Raw genomic sequence first — 20,258 nt, forward strand, 5'->3', positions numbered from 1 at the left:
CGTAAGATTGCACCGCAACAGTGACGGTGAGGTGACACTCCCCCGGGCAGCAACGGGAACGCGTTCAGCTCGGATAGCAAGAATTGCTCGGTCGAGCGCCTAGGGCCGCAGACCCTCCTTCTCTTCGCGCGCTGGTCTCACAAGTGCTTCCTTTATCCGATCTCATCCTCGATCGACCGAAAGAACACCAGCGCTGCTGCATCGAACAAGCCCATCCGCCGGTCTTCACTGATCCATGGTTTCCGGGGCGATGGAACGTATTGTGCGAACGCCGGAATATGCCTCGCAATCAGCTCTGCCAAGCTTTGCTTGTTCGAGCATCCGTAGCACGCGAAGGCGCCTCGCACTTGATCGCGCGAATATGCAAAAAGCTGAATGCTGCGATGCTTCGCGAGTGCAGCAATAGTAAGTGCAGGCGCGCCGGTCACCTTCCTTGATCTCTGGTCCGCATCTGCAATTGCTCATGTTCGTATTCGACTCGCGCTGTTATCTGTCCAAAACGAAGCTCGTCTTCGTCGAGGACAATTGCGTTGCAGAGATCTCGGTCCTGAAGTGAAGACCTCATCCAGAAGGAAGCTAGGATGCAGCCGAGATTTGCATTGTTGTCGTGAGAACCGTCGGAGATTAGAGTTGCGGAGCCGCGGACGGCCGCTCTCTAGCACAAATGGTGAGGTCCTGGCGGAGAACAAGATGAGCAAGCAGCAAGCTTGATTGAATGCTGTAGCGCTTAGATCGGCTGTCGCGCGGTTCCCCTCACAAGGACGCCACAAGATGGCGAATACGTCACCACACGAAGAAGACTCCAAACATCAGGGTGAGCATCGAAAAAGCTCCTTCTGGGCTACGGCTGCCGTGTGGTTTGGCTCGTCTCTCCTGCTCTATCTTCTTCTCGAAGGCTTAGCGCTCATTGGCTTCGATAATGCAACTATGTCCCGCTGGAACGAGGAGAGCATCCACGCGCTTGTCTCCTACCAGCTCTTTGAATGGTGGGATTGTGCGCCGCGCGATGTGGCGTCGCAATGCGGCAGCAACCCATTGCTATATCTACTCAGCAGCAAATCTCTGTCTGAATTTGTGACCAAGACTTTGCAGCTACTGTCGGGAATAGCTTTTCTGCTGTGGATCTTGGGTGCGAAGATGACATCGCGGCGTGAGGTGCTAGTTGGGTTGCCGCTTATGTTCGTTTTAGTGATGATACTATTTGCAATCCCGTTTGTTATTGGCACCATATTGGGATTTCTGAACATCGCTCTCTACTTCGTTGGACTAGGTCGTGAGCTCAGGGTGTTGGCGTTGAGCCTACTCTCTCTTCTCGCGCTCCCGATTGTGCTTCCAGTCGCGTTAATAACTACTGTTGTGCTCGCAGCGACAACCATCGTATCGGTCCCGGTTCTAATTGTTTCTTACGTCGTCTCGGGTGTCTTGGAGCATATCCTGCCCGCGAAGCCTGCTCTACCTCCGACCCTACCTCTGATATTCGGGCAGCTCACGGCTACAACCTTTCACTGCCTCAGCAGCGGAAGTGAGGCGATCGTGCATGAATACCTGAAGCATGGATTGTTGAGATTTTCGCGATCGCTAAGACCATAACGGGTATGTCCCGTGCCAACCGATGCCTGAACGTTATCCAGGCGCACGCATCGAGAGCTGTTCAATGAATGCCGTCGAGAAAGTCCGCAACTGGGCTAGAGCATTCTCGAAAGCCGATCCGACCACCAAACGCTTGATTGCTCTAGCAGCACTTGTTGTGCTCGGATTTCTGTTAAGCATCGAATCGGTCAGAGATTGGATCAAGTTCAATTTCTACTAAGGCGGCTGCCGTGCATCGAGCATGGTCTCTTCGTCTAGTGCTCTGAACTCGTGGATGATGATCCTTTGTGTTGGTCCGATTGATCCCGTGACGGTGGCAAGTGTCTGTTGACGCATTCGTTTAAGGCGACAAGAGCTTCCGATGCATCGCTTTTGGGATTCGCGAACGGGAGCCAAACTGAACGATGCCGAAACGAGATCGATACGTCGGAGCCCACAGGTTCGGGTACCAAAGCCGTCAGACCGTCGGCTGTGGCTAATTTTGATAGAAGTGGATCGGCAGCTGGCAATGGGATCGTAACGAACACTCTATAATTGAACTCTTTTGAAATAATCCCATAACTGAAGTCAGACAGGAAGAGAGTGGCTGCGTATGACTTTGAGAAAAGCTCGTTCGATCCACTAGTCGATGTGGTGGTATATAGGCGCACGCCCACGCTCGCATTTTTCAAGAACCTGCTCTCTTTGGTTGGCCCGTCGAGAGCAAACGGAAATGCTGGAGGCCTCTTGTTGTCGGGCAGTAATTCATCCCGCTTCCGGATCGGCACGCCGCGTTGACCGAAAGTCACTTTGAGTTCGAGAGTGCGATCCGCCTTCTCTGCGATATACAGGATCGGATAAGGCTCTTTGTGGCTGCTCTTTGCCAGATAGCACGATTCGAATTCGCCGGTGTCCCCGTATTCGACCAGGCCGTGCCATTCGAATGATCGGATCGCTTCCGCTTTCCTTTCAGCTGCTTCTGTAATCATCAGCGCTGCCGCAACAGGCGCGATTTGCAGAAGGTTGGGCATGTACGCCCTCCGAATGCTCGCTCTTCAATGCCGTGATGCTACTCCTATTCAATCCATATGTCGAAGGAAGCTCGCCCGGCGGGAAGCTGCTAGCGTCGAGCCATGCTCACGGACCGATAATGCTATGGAAATCCGCTCTCACGCGGTATCTAGCGGGGCCCTCGCTTGGGTGCAGGCGCGTTGGTCACCTTTCTTGATGTCTGATCCGCATCTGCAACTGCTCAAGCTCGTATTCAACGCGCACAGTTATCTGTCCAATTCTCACCCCTTTGACCCCATACTTCTCGCCTGCTTCGCGTAGTGTATGGAAGCACCCATCTGCAAGGCCGACTCGATACTCAAAGATTTCCAAATAGCGGGGCTTAAGACACGTGAGCCGATGCTTATTAGCGGCATATTGCTTTATCATGACGTCCTGTTCTCGTTTCCTCATATCGAATGAGACGCCTGCTTGCTTCGGCTCATGATGGAGTCTAGACCGCAGAATGGTATTCGAGCATGAACTCGGACCCCGGGTATCGCTTCTCCGAACCCAATAGGGCGCACTACCCGGTGGCGAGGTGCTGGAAGAACACCAGTGCGAGCGCGGCGGCATCGAACAGTCCCATTCGGCGATCTTCGCTCATCCACGGTCTGCGAGGCGGCGGGACATATTGCTGAAGGGTTGGAATGTGCTTCGCAATTAACTCAGCAAGACTTGCCTTGTTCGGGCATCCGTAGCCCTCGAACGCGCGTCGAACCTGGTCCCGCGAATACGCGAACACGGGAATGCCGCGATCATTCGCGAGCTTAACAACCGAGGTATTCAGGTTGCAAATCCGCCGCGCTCGCATTGTTCCTTGTTCCGTCGTGTCCTGAATGACGAGAGCATCGGGCGCATATCGATCGAAAACAGTTGTGATGCGAGTGAGACATGTGCCGTTCTTTCGGGGGCCGCGTGTCTCGTGTATCCCCCAATCGAAGGGCGACAGGTGACCTTCGAAGAGGATGAAAGCAAAGCCGCGCGTGTTTAGATAGACCGAGAGGACGAGGGCATAGCGGCGGAGCATCCTCATACAGTTGATTCAGAATGTCTCGCGTTCACTCGCTCCACGAGCTGTTCAAGAAAATCGAGCTTCAGGCGCGCCGCTTTCGATGAATTGCCTTGAAGTTCGTCATAGAGTTCGTTGGCTCGCGCGAGAATGGCTTGACGCAGCTCCGATAGGAGCCCCGGGAACAACTCTAATGCAGGTATATCGAAGATCATCATGCATATGAGTGCCGCATTGAGGCTTGGCTTTCGCTTCAACCCTTCAATTCGAGAGATGGCAGTTCGGCTCTTGATACCAATTAGAAATGCGAGCTCCTGCTGGGTGAGCCCCCAGCGACGACGATACGGACGAAGGTATGATTGGTGTCGGTGATGCATAGTTGGTGCAAGCCGGTCAGCAAATGACAGGCACGCATGCTATGATCCCCTTGAATGTGGTCTCGTCCGAGACACGAAAAAGTGCCGACTCGGCACTTACTACAAAACTGCGGCCCTCATTCTATCTATCGTGGCTTCAGAAAGGATGCCTTATCCGGCATGAAGATCGGGTGGAGATGGGGACTTGGGGATGTGGGGACGTAGGAGAGCGCCTCTCGTGAGCTGAATGCCAGCACTCCCCTCGCATATATTTGCGAGACCCGTCAAAGCCCTTGATGCCCTAGAAGGCGCCAGAAGTCCCCACGTCCCCATGTCCCTCCTTTGAAGCGGCGTCGATAGTGACGCTCACACCATACCGCTGACATAACATCTCTGTCTTCTCACGCTCAGCCATAGGCACCACGTACACCCCATGGAATTTGTAGGTCACAAGATTCAGTTTTTTGCGCAAGATGCTTCCAATCCACCGATTTGTTAGTGGTCGCTCATACTCCGCACCGTAGCGGCGGATCATTCCGCTCGTAACCTCCGCCACCGGGACGACGCTTCTACTGGAAGACAGCATTTGCTCCATGAGGACTTCCAGAACCTGCGCCTCCATAAGGAGGCCACGCTCGGCAATGATTGAATCCTGAGCGCGCTTCGCCGCATTGCGAAGCTCAGCCTGGAGCAGGCGATCGCTGAGGACGCTGAGGAGCGGCAGCATGATTTGGTTGATGCGCGGCTCCAGCGTCGGGTCGGCGAGGGATGGATCGAGCGTGATCTCGTGCCGTCTGCGAAAACGATAGAGGAGTAGCTTGTTACGCAGCTCGCGGGCTTCATCTTTGAATGTCGGTGGTAGGTTGATCGGAATATCTTTTCGCAGTGGCCGCGCGCCCGTTTCTTCCGTGATGAACCGGCTCTCCAGCGCGCGATCCTCATAGCGGCCCCGCGTTGCGACGATCTTCGGTCCAAAGACATGGAACGCCTGCGGGTTGAACTCTCGCTGGCGGTTCATGACCGTGCGCAGAACCGGCATGCCGCGGACGTTGCCGTTGTTGAGGATCTTGACGATCGCGGATCGCTCGTCGCTAAAGCGAAAATCGGCCTCGTCGAAAATCAGGGTGCCGCGAAAAGCATCGAGTGTGTGGAAGATGGGTGAGATCGTCGAGGCGCCGCTTGCGAAGAACGGCTTGTAGCAAAGGGAGCCGATCGTGAGGAGCGACCGGGTCTTCCCTGTCCCGAAATCGCCTCGAAGGCGAAGGTACGGCAAGTCATTGAAGGCATCATAGACCCAACTGAGCAGCACATAGTGGGCCGCAACCTGCTCGAAGGACGGGCTGAGATCAGCATAGCGGTGGATGAAGCTGATAACCTCGGAGACGAGCTCTTGCTCGGTTCCATAAGAGTGTGGCTCCGATGGAAGCAGGACAACCTCATTCTTGATCAGATTGTTGCTGGGCGAGAACGGAACCAGTCGATGGCGGCCTGGCACGTCTACCTGCCGAGCCAATGTCCAGCGTCCCGCTAGCGAGGTCGCAAACAACGTGGTGCGATTTTCCATTCGAAATACCAATTCAACGATGGTGCCGTCTTCGAGAACATTGGAGACCGTCGGTGTGACCTGCCGCTGCTCATTCGTCGCCCTGCCGATGGCCTCAATGTTCATACGTTGAATGGTGCTCGATCGCGTGGATTTCGACGAGGCGCCAGGCTGCATCTGCCAGGCACATTCCCGAGCCTTGGTCGGAAAACCTTTCGCGTCTAGGCTCGCCGCATGGAAGGCATAACAATTCACATAGGCTGGGAGTATTTCATTGGGCTTTTGAGCGCCCTAATAGCAATGGCCTGGTATTCAAACGGGCGGTTCACGGCGCTTGAAACATCCATGGAGTGGGTCAAAAACATGCTGCTCGACCTGAAAAAGACCATCGATGATGCAAGCGCAAACGAGCGGGGCAAGCCATCAAAAGAGGGGCCGGAAACGCGTAAGCCTCTCAAACAACAAACACTTTGGTAAATCGAGTTATTAGAACGAACCACCCGATAGGGCATGCGAACAGCCTACACATCATCGCACGGACGATGGTTCGAACATTAGCCGACCCTTTCAAGCACACCGCGATCTTCTTGGATCCTATTAGACATTTCATCGTTCGGTGATGATGCGGCAGTCGGACTCTTGATGGACCCGCGCATCAAACGATCGATTAATCGGCGCTGCCGCTCTAAAACTATGTCCCGCATCTCTCGTATTACGAGCAGCATGCAGGCATCGGAAACCCGTTTGTGCCGTTGGTTTCCAGTTTTTCCAATGATTCTTTTAAACGCACCGAAGCGATCTAAGGTGGCGTTCGCGTCACGCATGATCTTAATATCAGCCTCAATCTCTTCACATTGCTGACTTTCGCCGAAAAAATCCATTAATGTCTTGCACGACGATGAAATGCGACAATACGCATCACACCAAGTCACCTTCCTTGTCTCAAATTCGTGCACCACTTGGTGGAGGTAGTCGTCAGAATATTCAATTTCGTCAAGAATACGTTTTCTTCGCGTTTCATCGAAGAGATCGCGTCGGGTTCGGATGGCATTGCGGATCTGTTCGAGCTTTAGCTGGGTGTTACTCAGCTCTTCCATCCGCGCAGCGAAGAACTTGGCGACGATTTGATACCCGTCGTCACGTTGCTCGAGACGCGCGCGGATCATTCGTTTTGTCTGCTTGGTGGCACGATACAGGTCGTCAACTTGCATAATCAGATCGCGCAACGAGGCAAGGTTAGATTCATTTCGCACTTTGGAATCACGCAAAGTAGACAAAACGAATGTGAAGAGGCCGCCGAAAAGACCTACAAGAATGAATTGCAGAATGATCTCTTCTATCTTGGCTTGGGACAAATTAGGCGCCTCGATCGGCGTTGTTTGGCCCACCGATCTTGAGCCTGCCGCGGCAGCATCAAGCGGCTGAGAAAAACAGGCCGTCGGAGTCGCCATCAGACTGAAGCCCGATCCCGCGACAAGCGCCAAAGACAGGACGCTCTTACGCAGACCTAATAGATTCCAATGTAGACGAAGCATGTTGTGCATATCCGCGCCCCTCCAGGATCCGGATTGGAACACACCTGCCGAAAGTTACTTACCAGGATTCATCGGTCGACAATGTAATCTGCTTCACAAAGAGAAAGGCTCCAAACCAAAATGAGGTCTGAACAGGCCGGCGGTGGGGGGAGTATCCATCTTCTTGACGATCGCACTTGCCATTGCAGCGATGGATTCTGCCGTCATCCCGGTGTCCGCTCCAAGGTCGTCGGCGCTCGCAATGAACAGGTCTAGACAACATTCTTATGCAAAAAACGAAGCTGCTTCTTACTCTCAATGCTCTTTCGTGCCTGAAAGTAGACATTCTCCCATGCTTCGGAAAAGAGGTAAGCCGGGGAGGCGCGTAAGCCACTCAAGCAACAAAACGCTGTGGCGAAATGAATGACAAAAATGGAGACGTTCTCTTGTGCCGCCTCACGAGTGTAATCCGTTTGCCGTAGGCGGCGGCGCAGAGGAGATGATCCTCCCCTTCTCGGTGCGGGCTAAGATTACCCTCTGTGTGCGAGGAGGGGGTAGCTCTAATTGAAACTCAAACGGAAATACGATGTCGTGTTGCATCCTGACCATGCCTATTGCTAGTTTTGAACTCGACATGATCTTTTACTGGAATATAGCCACGGACTTGTAATTGTTGGGCCGTTCCCACGATTTTCTCTACCGTGTTCAGCAGTATCGCCCGTCTCGCCTGAAAACTCAAGTTGTGGAGTGTTGTCTGCGCTGCATCAGAGAATTGTTTGATCTCGTCGGCGCTCGGCATTTCGGTGACATGAATAGCGTTCTCTTGTTGTTGCGCACTCGCAATTGTGTTTTTCAACGACGTGAGTTTCTCCCGCAGCGGGGTCGTGTATTCTCTCAGCTGTTCGACCGTGAACAGGCCAGCGCCATACGCTTTGTTGTAGCGATCCTCCTGCACCTTCAATGCGGCTAATTCTTTTTCCGCCGCGGCAACATCGTCGCCAGATGACTGCACCTTTGCCCGGCGCGTCCCCAACCAGCGACTGATCTGTTCAGAGAGCAATTCTTCCGAGCCCATCAAATCGGCAATCTTGTCCCAAACGAGCCTATCGGCGATACGCGCATTTATTCCCCGTTCTTTGCACGTTGCCGACAGAGGAAAGCTGAGCACTCTATCGGTACAACGATAGTAGAGGTGCTTACCCCGCAGCACACCTTCACCGGATCTACTTCTCCCGCAGACGCATCCAATCTTGCCCGCAAGGAGATACTCATTCTTTTTGTTCCGCTGAGATAACGCGAAGTTGGCGTCGAGTTGCGCCCGAGCACGTTCAAAGAGCTTTTTATCTATGATTGCAGGCACCGGAATAATGAGCCACTCTTCTCCCGGTCGCATTCGACGACTCGTCTTTTTTACTTTTCGATACGCGTCTTGTTTGATTGGGTGCTGAGGCGCAACAGCATATGATGCGCCCCAGTGGGCTTCGCCGATGTAGCCCTTGTGCCTCAACAATGTGCTGAGCGTGCTCGTGTTCCAAACTCCCCGCTTGCTCTTGCGGGGCTTTATGCCGAGTCCTTGTAGTTTGCGCACGATTTTCCGTAAGGTGCAGCCGTCGTCGGCGACCCAGCTGAAAATTAACCTCACAACCCGCGCTTCTTCTGGATTAATTTCGTAATATCCATGCTTGCCGTCGAGCTTAGGAATGTAGTTATAGCCATAGAGAGCCTCACTCACGAGGATGTGGCCCTCTTTTACTTTGCGAAGTTTCCCGAGCCGAAAGCGTTCCGCGATTTTTGCGCGCTCATACTCAGCAAACAGACCTCGCACGCCATGCAAAATCTTCTCTTCGCTATTCTTAGGGGCAGAAACAGTAACAAATATGATTTCAATTTCGGCCTCTCGCAATTCGTCCATCACCAGTTCTTGGTAGGAATATCGTCGAGCTAGCCGATCAGGGTCATAGACCAAAACGGCTTGCCATGTTTTTTCTCGCGCATCCTGGCGGAGCTGATCCAGCGACGGTCTGACAAGAATGTCTCCACTCCAGCCGTCATCAATGTATTCTTTGACGATGCTATAACCGCGCTGACGAGCGAAATCTCGGAGCGCTGTTAACTGGGTCTCGACGGTCCCCTCCTCCTCTTGTCGCGCAGTCGAGACCCTCGCGTATATTGCAATCAGCTTTGTGCTTGGTACCAATTCTTCGCGGTTCATACTCTCTATAGAGATAAGTTTACTCCCGACCCCCGGCATGAGTCGACTCGGTTGGTGCAACGTGATGATGAACACATCCAACAACGGAGCACATTCTTAGGACCTCCTCAAATAGAAGATCAAAAGCGCTAGCTAACCGCATTTGGTGTCCAGCTGGTGACTCGTCATGTAATTGATAGTGAACTTGAAGCATCGTCCTTGTTCTCATTCTCGCATCATGTACTTTCCAGCAGCTAAGATGCTAGGCGGCAAAAAATGCCAAACGCGCACATTCACCTGAAGTGGACTCTCGCTGTTCAACGCTCATTATGACGAACGCTGCTTCCTGCCTGAAATTTGCCGGCCGGTCGACAGCGGCATACCGGCGCGTTGTGGAGCCTGCCGAGACATCGGCCAACCAGCGCCCCCTCCCAAAACTGGCAGGTTGAACTTAGCTGGCTCGGGCGCTGTGATGGCGATTAATCATGAGGCGACCTGCCGGCCAAGCAGCACAATGCATGCTTGCGGTAGTGATTAGATAACCACGTGTGGTTTTTGCGGAGAGAACAGCATGGCACGCTATCGTCGATTCAAGCGGAATTCCGGATCCCGGCGCACTACGTCTTTCCCGCGCCCTCGGTGGCTTTCAAAGAAAGTCTCTCGTCGCTATTCGGTTTCGCCCGCCGGGAGACACAGGAGATTGGCTGTAACGCTTTTTGGAATTTCCAAGAAAGCGCGTGCGATTGGAAATACACGGCACGCACGAGCGATGGGCAATCTTGGTCGGCGCGCTGTGGCTCTCGCCAAGGCGGAGTATCGACTCTGGAAGCGAGGCCAAACGCTGCACCGGCGATCACTTGCCGTCAATCGGGCGCTGCGTGCCTGGTAGCGTAGAGTTGTCTCAAGAGCATGTCCGGTGTTGCACGCGTGGTGGTCGCGACGCGGTGAGCGATGCACGTCATTTCCGATGACCAACAATCGCTCATCCCGATCTGGGAGAGAGAAAAAATGGCGCGGTCCACAGTCTTTGGGTACACGGTCGAAACAGAAGACGGCAAGCTTGTCATTACTCTAACTGGGTCGCTGGCGGAATCGCTGGCGGAGAAATACTCGACCGAAAGCATCGGACAAAATCCCAGGCTTCTTGCGTCGCTGCTACCCTTCGGCGACCTGGGTTCACGATCCGTTCTATTGAGGCCGAGCGGCCCTTCGAGGGAAAAACAGGCGTCTAACCATATCGATCTAAAGGAGATATTTGGCCAGGGCTTCGATCGAAGCCAGAACGAATTCGAGGCTCAACTTGAGGAGTACAGAGGCTTGCTGGATCCAAGAGAGCCCGGCGATAAGCAAAATGGGACTGCAAACGCCGAGGCCCCTAGAAACGCGCGAAAATCCTCGGCGCGAAAAAGAAGAAGGTGAATGAGCAAATCGACTAAATGAGCGGGAAGGTTCCATGGTGCAGCTGACGCCAGAAGAGACACTATTACTGCTGAGCTGCAGGGTGACCCTGACCAAGGCCGAAGACGCGCACTTTGCCGCGGTTGTTAATAGCTCGCTAGACTGGCCGTTTGTCTTGTGGCGCGCCGAGACGTACCAAACGGTACCTTTGATGGCATTCCATCTGCAGCGGATGAAGCTGCTTAATGCGATACCGAGCTTTATAGCTGAGTACATCCACAACTGGAGCAGCCTATCGCAGGCGCGCTCACGGGAGCAGTTCAGAGAACTCGGCCGCCTCGTCAATGCTCTGAAGAAGATAGAGGTCGACTACTTCCTGCTTAAAGGAGTGGCTCTAGCAAACACGGTGTATCCCGACCCTCTGCTTCGGCCTATGCAAGATATTGACATTATGATCCAGCCGCGTGACGCTTGGCGAGTCCAAAGGGAAGCCTATCGGCTCGGATACAAGCACGGTGTGTTCAATCCCCGAGATGGCAGATTTACTCCACTGTTCCGAAAGATCACATGGAGATCGCTTCGAGAAAAGCACGCACTCCACTCCCTCACCAAAACTACCCGCGTGCCCTCTCCGGTGCCGGCCAAATTGATTCCCTTGGCGTGGCAGAAGAGACAAATCAAAAGCTACTCGTCTGACGATGGCGCCGTTGCGATTCCAATTTTTGTCGATTTTCACGTCAACCTCTTCCCCGAGATGTCCCTGTCGGACGTGTGGCGCGGGGCAGGGGAGCGCACGCTCCTCGGTCAATCTGTAAAGGTCCAATCCCCCACCGGCATGCTCTGGTTCAGCGCCGCGCGGTTGTACCAAGAGGCGTTCCAACACGGCACTCTGAAACTGCAGATGTTTGGAGACGTGGATGGCCTATTGACGACCTGCAAAGAAAAGCTGAATTGGGCCGAGCTACTTGCGATAGCCAAGAAATACCATATAGCCCCTTCTCTCTATTACGTCCTCAGTCAAGCACAGCGCCTGGGGAGTGGATCGGTGCCGGACGCGGTGCTCACGCTGCTAAAACCCGATCAACAGCGGCAACCGGATCAAGGTGATTGGGGAGATGTCGTTCCAAAACTGCTTTCGCGGCCTATCGTTAACGAGTTTGAATACGCCAAGACCTAAGTTCGTCGTTCGGTCAGGCAAGCCGTGACATCACAATCTCTTCAACCCGCTCTGCAATCTGCTCCGGAGAACTATCGGCGGTTTGCGCGAGCACGGTCCAGCCCCGCTTGGCTGCCAGTTTCAGCAAGATCTCTCGGATTGCGTTTTGGTATCTGCAAAAAGACTGCTCCGGACTATCTGCAAAGCCGTCCCACCGACCCAGCTCCGTCGCCTTGAATGTCGGCCGGCGCTTCCATGCCAAAGCGGGGGCGACATCCAATAGGACAACCAAATCCGGGTGAGGGGCCGCTTCGAACAGTGAGTGAAGCCAATCTATGCTGAGTTGCCCGCGGAGATAAGCCTTCGCAATGACGCGAAAATACGAACCGTCCATGACATGGATTTGGTGTGTTGTCGACGGTAGCAGTTGCATATATTTGTTGAGCGCCACAAACCAAGCCGCCAAAAGATAAAGATGGAAATGTGTGCCGAAAGGGTCTGATAAAGGCTCAGAACTTTCCGGCCAGATCATCGAGCGCAAACTTGATAGCAAACGATCGGAAAATTCGTCGCCTAGCTTTACTGCAGCCCTTTCCAACAAGTTGACCGGCACCTTACGTGCTTCGAGCCGTTTGGTCAGCAGCCTGCAGACATGTGTTTTACCCGCTCCATCAATGCCTTCGATCGCTATGATCATCGGTCCTCATGCGTTTTGGTAGTAGCTTGGCTTCGGTCAGCCCCCTGCATCGCCAGTCTTTCGATGAGTGCCGCACTCTCCTTTGAGCTCTCCACATCGGCTTCGAATTCGATGGCGTCGGCACGAAGCGGCAAGATGTCTTGGTAACGAGGTCCAACCGAGAAGAACCGAACTGCTTTTCCAAGTTGCATAGCAAGCTGAATCTCGAACAAAACCCCATTCGAAATGGGACCGAACACCCAGAGTTCGTCAGCTCTGATGATCATATTGTTATTGGCTCGGCGGACGAGGTCCCGATCGACTAAGTCGTCTAGGAAATACCCCCAATTCGTAAAAGGGTTTATCGGCACCGCGTCGTGCAGAAGTGCGAACTTACAGATTAGCATTCTGGCATAAAAGATGTGACGGGAAAGTGCCGTAAAAACAACTGGTCGCTCCTCAGTTATATTCATGCGTCAGCTCTCGATCTTGTGTGAAGTACTAAACTACTCATTCCCGATGGCCAGCCCGACGTAGTGGCCACTTACCAATGCCGGCACAAGACCACGGAATTTGCCTACCAAGTCGCCGCAACACCATACGCCGTCACTACGCGTTCGCAACTCTTGGGTCGTGCTCGGAAAGCACCCTACTCCCTCGATTGCGGGGAACAAGCACACCGCGTCGGTACAATCGATATCGGGGTATTGACGAAGCAGTGCGTAGATGCTGTCGCTCAAGATCCTTTTTAGCTCGGGGTGAATTATGCCGCCAATATCTCCGGGAACAAAAGTTTCCCGAGGATACCAGGGTCTATTTGCCAAATTGACTCTAGTGAGCTCCATCGACGTCCCATCCATAAACCCTCTGAGCGGTTGCCAAAGCGCTTGCCGTGCCTTCCCGAAAGTATGAATGAAATGCTCCCAAATCTTACGCCCTCGATGCGCCTGATCCCCCGCAAATCTTGGAAGTAGGCCAAAGTTGGAATAATCCGTGGGAGGACCGTCCGACCTGCCGGACAATGCCGACATTGCGTCGTATCGGATGTTCCAAACCTCGCCGTGGCGGCACGTGCAGAATGTTCGCACCGGAGCGCTCGACGTGTTTATGAGCAGCTTCACGTCATTGTCCTTGATCTTGGAAAGGAAGCCGACTCCATTTGGATGCTCAATGCGAATGCCAAGCTCGTACCGCTGCTGCTCAGTTACGAGGCTCGGCGAATTCCATAGTCGCTTGAGTGAGAGACCACCAAAGCGACCAGTCGCGAGCACCACATCTGTGAATGTCGCGGATATTGTTCTATCGGAAGGCCGGTCACGATACGTGACCACGTATCCATTAGCCGCACGTTTGATGCCTTCAACGCGGGATAGAGGTCTAATCCGACCAACTTGATACTGGTTGGCGAGAGCGCTTGTTAGTTTACGCCGTTGGGCCAGGGTGGCAGATTGTGAAGGATAAGCCTTGTGAACAACACCGACATCGGGGTTCCCGCAATCGAAGCTGCGGACGGGAAATTCTGGGGCTTCGATACCGGCTTCTCGCAAGACGATGATGGTTTCGGAGTACGCCGCTTTGAGCCGAGAGGGGGGCGATAGCGTATAGAGAGAGGTTCCGGACGGATAATAACTGAATTTTCCATCCGAAAAGAGGCCAGCTCCGCCTATCCCGGTACCTAGGTGATCGGCGCAATCGTGCTGGCGCACATCGAGGGGCGGGCCTTCATCCAAAAGTTGGAAATCGACACCGGACTTACGAAACATGTTTGCCGCACCGAGCCCCGCGGGCCCGCCTCCGACAATGCAGACCCGCTTCATTTCCGACTCCCAGAGTGTAGAGAGAGCAACATCGAACCCTCTGTTGTTGTGGACATCAATGGCAAACGTATCCCTCATCCGCCACGGGTTTTATGGCGGTTCTTCATCCCGAGATGCTAATCGCAACCAATATAGTATTCTGTGCTCTTCTCGCTGGCTGGGCATACAATCTTCCGGCGCCTGCGTCCGCGGTTGCGGGTTTATGCATGCTTCAATGGAGAAATGGGCTCTATAACTTGCCTTGCCGTACGTGCTAAGTTGCTGAGGACGCGTCTAAGTGATCAATCGAGTCTCCTCGAACGTACGTTCGCTACGCTGTCGCCGCGACATTCCAACGTACCGCGGCGCATCGCGACAACTCAAGAGTCCATGGTGTCGTGGTCAGATTAGTCGCCGACACCCTTTGGACTGCTCCGCCGACGTTGACCACGTCCCAGTAATGATGTGCGGAGCCGCCGCTTGACCCCGGTATAGAAGCCACAGATCGGAGCTACCATTGAGGGTGGTCGCGCGGCCAGGTCAGCGGCAGAAGCAGAGCAACCGTGCTCAGCAGGACGCTTTCATTCAAAATTCAACTTCCTTGCGGTTTATTGACCATTATTGCCAGTTGCACGTCTTCTCCATCAATTGTCAGGGTTGGTAGTTGACTAGTAAGCGGCGAGCTGAGGCCGTTCACGCGGCGTGGTTCCATGGCATAAGCGCGTCGATTTCGCTGCTCGGACAGCCGTTAACGATACGCTGAAGTGTTAGGCTGAGCCAAGCGAATGGGTCGACGTTGTTCATTTTCGCTTGACCCTCCCCCCAAAATTCGGACACTGATTCTGGACGGGATTACCCGTTAGAATTAATCGCATATGAGAAAGTTCAAAGTCGCTCCGGATGTCCGGGAGCAGGTCATTAGCCGCATCAAGGAGGGATCCGTCACCGTCCAGCAAGCGGCCAAGGAGCACGGCGTCCACGAGACGACCGTATACGGCTGGCTCGGCAGCAAGGTCGAGAACGTACCCTCCATCTTGGAGTTCGCGAAACTGAGGCGCGAACGCGACGAGTTACTTCGTCTTGTCGGAGAGATCACCCTCAAGCTCTCCGAGTCCCAAAAAAAGAAGTGATGGAGGATGCGTCACTCACCAAGAGCGCCAAGGCGCGGCTCTTAGGCATTGCCCGCTCCACGTTGTACTACGCGAAAAAGAGAGCCGGGCGGGATTGGATGCTCAAGGTGAAGATCGAGGAGGTGCTCCGCGAACATCCCTCGTACGGCTCCCCACGCATCGCGCTCGTCCTTGGCCGGAACCACAAAGCCATCGAGCGCGTGATGAAGCTCTTCGGCATCAAGGCGTACCGGCGCAGAGGCAAAAAATGGCTCAAGAAAAAGAAGATCCAGGTCATCTACGCCAACCTCTTGTTCGCGGTGACGCCCTCGTACCGGCATCACGCGTGGGCCGCCGACTTCACCGAGCTGTGGTGGAAGAAAAAGAAGCTGTACGTCGCCACGGTCATCGACCTCTATACGCGGGAGATCGTCGGGATGTCGATTTCCAAGAGCAAGGGACTCGCGCTCACGATGGCGGCTCTCCAGGATGCGCTCTTCAGTCATACGCGTCCCGTCATCTTCCACTCCGACAACGGCAGCGAGTACCGCGCGCATTCGTTCGTCAGAACGCTGGAGACGGTCGGCTCGGCAATCTCGCGATCGTATCCGGCGTGCCCGTGGGAGAACGGGTATCAGGAGAGCTTCTACGACAAGTTCAAGGTCGAGCTCGGCGATCCGAATCGTTTCGCTTCATACGGCGAGCTGATCGCGGAAACCTACCGGCAGATCCGCTACTACAACAATGATCGCATCCACACCGCCCTGAAGATGCCGCCGCGTCAGTTTGCGCAACTGCACGCTGCCGCTACAATGCAAACAACTGTCTAGGACACTGTCCGAAGAACGGGGGGAAGTTCAAGCTGATGAAGCGCGCTCCAGTTATCATGGGCAAACCAGACTCGAGAACCGCAGATGGAGTTAGAACATGATGGAATCTGCCAGGACCTCGGCCAACTCGATTCATCGAACCAGGGGCCGGGCCGACATTTTCACAAGCTCAAGCTTGCCAAAGAGTGTGCGACTCAACGTTCGATTGTGATCTGTTTCACAAAATGCCACCGGTTGCCTGAACTAGAATGCGAGCTCACGCTAGGAAAGGCGTGAGCGCAGGCAGGAGGCCTCACTATGTCGAAAAATGGGATAAGCAGTCCAGTTCCACCATCAAACCGTGCGCACAAGGCCATCGAGGATCATCAGGCGAAATTCGCAGAGATAACGGCCAAGACGCCGGTGGATCAAAATTTTAGAAATGCGTTCATGCAAAGCAAGCTGCGCATGGCGGTCACCCATCCCCATGCCAACTTCGCTGCGCGCGACCAAGCGGTCGCGAGTTTAGTCGAGCGCTTGGGTCCTCAGGCTGACGAACTGAAGAAGCCGCCCCCGCCCGGCGGAGTGGGTTATGGCGTCTTCTACACCTCACCCTTCAAGACGGGGTGGGGTCACGGTACGTCGTTCTCCTGCGACTTCGTGTGTCCATCGCCGCCAGGCGGCAATGTAAACACATGGCTGTACCTCACGGCGACCAACCGGTCTGGGCTCGGTGTGGAGGCGTTTGTGGCCTATAACGCTCAGGGCACGCCTCATTTTCGGGTCTTCGATTGGGCTCGGAATGACCACTGGCAAACAGACATTCCCTTCACATCTCTGGCGAATTACCTCACGACAGCATCCGCTCATGGCCATCCGTACCCAGTGCTGCCGGTGTGGAACAGCACTTGGTTGATCGGAGCTAACAGGTATCGCAATCAGGCGTTGCTCTACAACCACACCCGCGGTGGCTGGGACTTAATCTATCAATACGACTATGATGCCACCGATGCCCAACAGAAGACGGGTTTCATAGGCTCCTGGGCTCCAATTGTGGAAACCTTTCAGGCGGCATATCTAAACACTCAACCGATGGGCGCGCTCGGAACGCAACTCATCAGCGCAGACAACAACGGCCACTGGGGTAGCTGGGCGCTGCTGGCCGCGTCAAACTCGAACCTGCGAATTGATAACCTGGGCTTCCATTTGGTGTTCCTCGACCCTAACTACGCCTTCATCGTCAACAGTTGACCGCCGCGATCGCCGGCGGAAGGAGAAGGTGCCATGCCGCTTGATCGTGGTCCCCCGCCGACGCCGCCGGCGATTGAAGAGACCCAGAAAAAAACTGACGCGCCGATTGTTGATATGCGCGATGCCTTCGCCCGGAAGACGCCGCAGACTGAGGAAGATCTCGCCCAAGCACGCGCTTTCATCGAAGGAAAGATCGAGATGATCCGCCGTGATCCGCACATGACGCCTTCGGAGAAGGAAGCGGCGATCGCTGACCTTCAAAGTCGGCGTTAGGCGTGGATAGGTAGGGGCCTTACAACGCAAAAGCCGTCATATGGCGGCTTTTGCGGTATGCCTCATCACTTTTGCCTGCTCGTGCGTCGCTTCACGATTGTAATCCGTTAGCCGCAGGCTGCGGCGCAGAGGAGGAGATCCTCTCAGTGCGGGCTAAGATTACCCTCTGGGTGCGAGGAGGAGGTAGCTCTATACAAAGCTCAAACGGAATACGATGTCGGGTTGCGTCCCGACCATGCCTATGGACAGTGTTGGACTCGACATCATGGCTCGAGCGCGACAGTTGGATCTTCTCACAGACCAGATACTCAACAGGCGTTTTCAATTGCCTTATTGGCAACTTCTCGCGTCTACAAACAACCTGGCAACGAGAGATGATGCTTAGCATGAACCCGGTAATTGCGATCCTCATGGTAGAGTCATATTGCTCATCGGCAATTGAAGCCGATTCTGCATTGCTCTTTGAAACATATGTCGGCTGATTTCGATCCAACAATCGACCTGCTGACCGTTGCTGAGGTGGCAGAGCTACTAAAAATGTCAGTGCCGAGCGTCCGGAGACTACAACAACGCCGGCTAATTCCCTCCATTAAAATCGGTGGCAGTGTTCGTTTCAGCAAACGGGACATCGTCTCGTACTTGGTGAAACGGCGGACAGAAACGATCGACTAAAAAAGATTATGGCTGTACGAAAGATCAAACAATCATGGTGGGTAGATCTCCGAGCTGACCGAATACGCTACAGAAAACGGAGCCCTGAAAACTCGCGGACTGGCGCCCTGGCGTTTGAGGCAACCCTCCGACAAAGACTTGCGCGGGGTGAATCGATCCACGGAGCGACGGATAACAAAAGAGTTTCGTTCGAGGAGTTCGCCTGGAAATGGTTCGACGACTATGTCGTACCGAACAACCGGTTCTCCGAGCAGAGGATCAAGCGATACACACTCAAGAGTTCCCTCATTCCGTTCTTCGGGAAGATACCGGTCGGAGAGATTAAGAGATATCACATCGAGAAGTACAAAGCGTTAAAGGTCAAAAACGGGCTCGGCAATAAGTCCATCAAGAACCATCTGACTGTGCTCAGCAAATGCCTTAGTTGCGCCTATGACTGGCTTGAGGTTGCTTCAAGGCCACCAGGTATACCGTGGCCCAAATGTCCGCCACCTCAAACGGATTATCTGTCTCCAGATGAGTGCGAGATGCTCCTCGCCTCCGCGACCGGCACCATGCGCGAGATGCTCCTAGTGGCACTTCGCACTGGCATGCGGCAAGGTGAACTGAAGGGGCTTCAATGGTCAGCTATCGATTGGGAAAATCGTGTGGTGATCGTGAAGGCCTCCTACTGCGATCGCGAGAAGAATATAGGCCCTCCGAAGAATAATCGAATACGGTCCATCCCGCTCGATGTAGACGTCTACGAGACTCTGTTCCGAAGAAGACAAAAGACCGGTTATGTCTTCACAAATCCGATGGGTAGACCGCTGAACCATAGCTGGTTGAGCGATCATCTCGAAAGGGTATGTAAGAAGGCGGGCTTGCGACGAATTTCGTGGCACGTTCTCCGTCATACGTTTGCATCCCATCTTGCCATGAGGGGCGTTCCACTCAACACGGTACAAGTACTTCTCGGTCATTCCACAATCGTGATGACGATGAGGTATGCCCATGTCGCACCCTCGACGATGCGTGCGGCGATCGAGTTGCTGAATCCCCGACGCTTCACGCGTGCCGAGCATGGGCAACCCGCGGGCAACCGGTGGCAGGAAGAGCAGAAGCGGTTGGAGATGTCCAAAGGGACGCTCCCCGAATATGCGTAATCCAAGCCCTGAAATGAGCCAAGGCAGCTTCGTGCCTCCTCGTTTTAGTTTGCTCCCCGGGTAGGACTCGAACCGCGGGATCGCAGGTAGCGAAGGCACTCGAATTCTTCGCTCGGTGTAGCGAAAAATGGCTCAGCTGTTGCCTCTATGGCAAGTCTTCACGATGATCAGGAGTAGGCAAAACAGAGCCAGACAAGGACGCTCGTATCAGTTTTTGGGCAACCCGTGGGCAATCTATTTCGATCGATTGACCGCGGCATTACCAGCAAAGAGCAATGCAGGAAAAGCTGATAAGACGATTACGCACAAACGCCGCCCTGAGGGCGGCGTTTGTGATTCTTTACATGTTATCCTTGCATCAATGATGGAGTTCGATTGGTTTCTCCTTGGCTTTGGCTGCCTTCTATTAGTCTTGTGGGTCATTTCAAGCACCAGACCCCGAATGAGAAAAATGCTTCTGCGCTACCACTTCGTAGCAGTGTACGACTGGACGCTCTTTCTTGTGGTTCTCATCCCGGGATGGGACTTAGTCACGATGAGCGGGTTCGCTGTCTCAGCATTCATAATCATCGGAATACTAGGAATTGGTGAGCTGGCTATTCGCAAGGAAACTGGTGTTCGCTAACGCAAGAAAAGGCCATTGTTTAAAACCTAGAGACTCGTAAAGTAGGGTGTTATGTCCGATTGATGGAGGCCGCTCATGCGCCCATTTCTACGGAACTGCTTAATTGTAATAGG

General features: G+C 54.0%; 22 protein-coding genes and 1 pseudogene. 12 read left to right on the top strand and 11 right to left on the bottom strand.

All coding sequences use genetic code 11. From position 1 onward, the window contains the following. Positions 1-152 precede the first annotated feature (152 nt). Entirely contained in the window at positions 153-428 is a 276-nt protein-coding gene (locus AOQ71_RS10030) for a hypothetical protein (RefSeq protein WP_057745263.1), read from the bottom strand. A 343-nt stretch (positions 429-771) separates the two neighbouring features. Here AOQ71_RS10030 and AOQ71_RS10035 point away from each other — a divergent pair, with 343 nt between their 5' ends. Both AOQ71_RS10035 and AOQ71_RS10040 read left to right on the top strand, forming a co-directional pair. Further along, positions 772-1,590, top strand: a complete 819-nt coding sequence (locus AOQ71_RS10035) for a hypothetical protein (RefSeq protein ID WP_157083454.1) — start codon at positions 772-774, stop codon at positions 1,588-1,590. Between the two features lie 64 nt (positions 1,591-1,654). Beyond that, entirely contained in the window at positions 1,655-1,810 is a 156-nt protein-coding gene (locus AOQ71_RS10040) for a hypothetical protein (protein WP_157083455.1), read from the top strand. Positions 1,811-1,844: 34 nt separating this feature from the next. On the opposite strand, the gene AOQ71_RS44970 is transcribed toward AOQ71_RS10040, so the two are convergent. From AOQ71_RS44970 to AOQ71_RS10060, 4 genes are all read right to left on the bottom strand, one after another. Further along, positions 1,845-2,600: a hypothetical protein gene (locus AOQ71_RS44970; RefSeq protein ID WP_157083456.1), complete on the bottom strand. Its 756-nt coding sequence runs from the start codon at positions 2,598-2,600 to the stop codon at positions 1,845-1,847. 545 nt (positions 2,601-3,145) lie between these two features. Next, entirely contained in the window at positions 3,146-3,649 is a 504-nt protein-coding gene (locus AOQ71_RS10050; protein ID WP_057745277.1) for a RuvC family protein, read from the bottom strand. A gap of 2 nt (positions 3,650-3,651) precedes the next feature. After that, positions 3,652-4,008: a helix-turn-helix transcriptional regulator gene (locus AOQ71_RS49680; RefSeq protein ID WP_157083458.1), complete on the bottom strand. Its 357-nt coding sequence runs from the start codon at positions 4,006-4,008 to the stop codon at positions 3,652-3,654. 280 nt (positions 4,009-4,288) lie between these two features. Then, positions 4,289-5,707: a hypothetical protein gene (locus AOQ71_RS10060; protein ID WP_157083459.1), complete on the bottom strand. Its 1,419-nt coding sequence runs from the start codon at positions 5,705-5,707 to the stop codon at positions 4,289-4,291. Positions 5,708-5,764: 57 nt separating this feature from the next. On the opposite strand from AOQ71_RS10060, the gene AOQ71_RS10065 reads away from it, so the two are divergent. Next, positions 5,765-6,007 (top strand): hypothetical protein, encoded by a 243-nt coding sequence (locus AOQ71_RS10065; protein ID WP_057745286.1) that lies wholly within the window; start codon positions 5,765-5,767, stop codon positions 6,005-6,007. Between the two features lie 77 nt (positions 6,008-6,084). Here AOQ71_RS10065 and AOQ71_RS10070 read toward each other — a convergent pair whose 3' ends face one another. Together AOQ71_RS10070 and AOQ71_RS10075 are read right to left on the bottom strand one after the other, a co-directional pair. Then, positions 6,085-7,074: a hypothetical protein gene (locus tag AOQ71_RS10070; protein WP_057745289.1), complete on the bottom strand. Its 990-nt coding sequence runs from the start codon at positions 7,072-7,074 to the stop codon at positions 6,085-6,087. Between the two features lie 541 nt (positions 7,075-7,615). Beyond that, the gene (locus AOQ71_RS10075) at positions 7,616-9,256 is read right to left on the bottom strand and encodes a recombinase family protein (protein WP_162268341.1); all 1,641 of its coding nucleotides are present in this window, start codon (positions 9,254-9,256) and stop codon (positions 7,616-7,618) included. A 987-nt stretch (positions 9,257-10,243) separates the two neighbouring features. Between AOQ71_RS10075 and AOQ71_RS10080 the strand changes: the two genes are divergently transcribed. Together AOQ71_RS10080 and AOQ71_RS10085 are read left to right on the top strand one after the other, a co-directional pair. Next, positions 10,244-10,654 (top strand): hypothetical protein, encoded by a 411-nt coding sequence (locus tag AOQ71_RS10080; RefSeq protein WP_157083460.1) that lies wholly within the window; start codon positions 10,244-10,246, stop codon positions 10,652-10,654. A gap of 34 nt (positions 10,655-10,688) precedes the next feature. Next, on the top strand, positions 10,689-11,810 hold the full coding sequence (locus tag AOQ71_RS10085; protein ID WP_057745299.1) for a nucleotidyltransferase family protein: 1,122 nt from the start codon (positions 10,689-10,691) through the stop codon (positions 11,808-11,810). A gap of 13 nt (positions 11,811-11,823) precedes the next feature. Here AOQ71_RS10085 and AOQ71_RS10090 read toward each other — a convergent pair whose 3' ends face one another. The 4 genes and pseudogenes from AOQ71_RS10090 to AOQ71_RS42975 all read right to left on the bottom strand — a co-directional run. Further along, positions 11,824-12,486, bottom strand: a complete 663-nt coding sequence (locus tag AOQ71_RS10090; protein ID WP_057745301.1) for a dTMP kinase — start codon at positions 12,484-12,486, stop codon at positions 11,824-11,826. After that, positions 12,483-12,938, bottom strand: a complete 456-nt coding sequence (locus tag AOQ71_RS10095; protein WP_157083461.1) for a DUF7768 domain-containing protein — start codon at positions 12,936-12,938, stop codon at positions 12,483-12,485. The genes AOQ71_RS10090 and AOQ71_RS10095 overlap by 4 nt, the downstream gene beginning before the upstream one ends. Before the next feature lie 33 nt (positions 12,939-12,971). Next, positions 12,972-14,282, bottom strand: a complete 1,311-nt coding sequence (locus tag AOQ71_RS10100) for a hypothetical protein (protein ID WP_157083462.1) — start codon at positions 14,280-14,282, stop codon at positions 12,972-12,974. A 672-nt stretch (positions 14,283-14,954) separates the two neighbouring features. Continuing rightward, positions 14,955-15,071: pseudogene (locus tag AOQ71_RS42975) on the bottom strand (transposase domain-containing protein); the annotation flags it as partial. Between the two features lie 65 nt (positions 15,072-15,136). On the opposite strand from AOQ71_RS42975, the gene AOQ71_RS10105 reads away from it, so the two are divergent. The 7 genes from AOQ71_RS10105 to AOQ71_RS44980 all read left to right on the top strand — a co-directional run bounded on the left by AOQ71_RS10105 (position 15,137) and on the right by AOQ71_RS44980 (position 20,145). Beyond that, positions 15,137-15,391 carry a transposase gene (locus AOQ71_RS10105; RefSeq protein ID WP_057745310.1) on the top strand — a complete coding sequence of 85 codons (255 nt, stop codon included), beginning with the start codon at positions 15,137-15,139 and terminating at the stop codon, positions 15,389-15,391. Further along, positions 15,391-16,200 (top strand): IS3 family transposase, encoded by an 810-nt coding sequence (locus tag AOQ71_RS10110; protein WP_057745313.1) that lies wholly within the window; start codon positions 15,391-15,393, stop codon positions 16,198-16,200. Before AOQ71_RS10105 ends, AOQ71_RS10110 begins: the two co-directional genes overlap by 1 nt. A gap of 297 nt (positions 16,201-16,497) precedes the next feature. Next, on the top strand, positions 16,498-17,430 hold the full coding sequence (locus tag AOQ71_RS10115; protein WP_063958220.1) for a hypothetical protein: 933 nt from the start codon (positions 16,498-16,500) through the stop codon (positions 17,428-17,430). A gap of 33 nt (positions 17,431-17,463) precedes the next feature. Continuing rightward, entirely contained in the window at positions 17,464-17,703 is a 240-nt protein-coding gene (locus tag AOQ71_RS10120) for a hypothetical protein (protein WP_057745320.1), read from the top strand. 471 nt (positions 17,704-18,174) lie between these two features. Then, positions 18,175-18,375 carry a helix-turn-helix domain-containing protein gene (locus AOQ71_RS50200; RefSeq protein WP_057745323.1) on the top strand — a complete coding sequence of 67 codons (201 nt, stop codon included), beginning with the start codon at positions 18,175-18,177 and terminating at the stop codon, positions 18,373-18,375. Between the two features lie 8 nt (positions 18,376-18,383). Further along, the gene (locus AOQ71_RS10130; RefSeq protein WP_057745327.1) at positions 18,384-19,520 is read left to right on the top strand and encodes a tyrosine-type recombinase/integrase; all 1,137 of its coding nucleotides are present in this window, start codon (positions 18,384-18,386) and stop codon (positions 19,518-19,520) included. A 127-nt stretch (positions 19,521-19,647) separates the two neighbouring features. Further along, the gene (locus tag AOQ71_RS44980) at positions 19,648-20,145 is read left to right on the top strand and encodes a hypothetical protein (RefSeq protein WP_157083463.1); all 498 of its coding nucleotides are present in this window, start codon (positions 19,648-19,650) and stop codon (positions 20,143-20,145) included. Positions 20,146-20,258 lie beyond the last annotated feature (113 nt).

It is taken from the genome of Bradyrhizobium manausense (genome assembly GCF_001440035.1).
Taxonomy (GTDB): Bacteria; Pseudomonadota; Alphaproteobacteria; order Rhizobiales; family Xanthobacteraceae; genus Bradyrhizobium; species Bradyrhizobium manausense.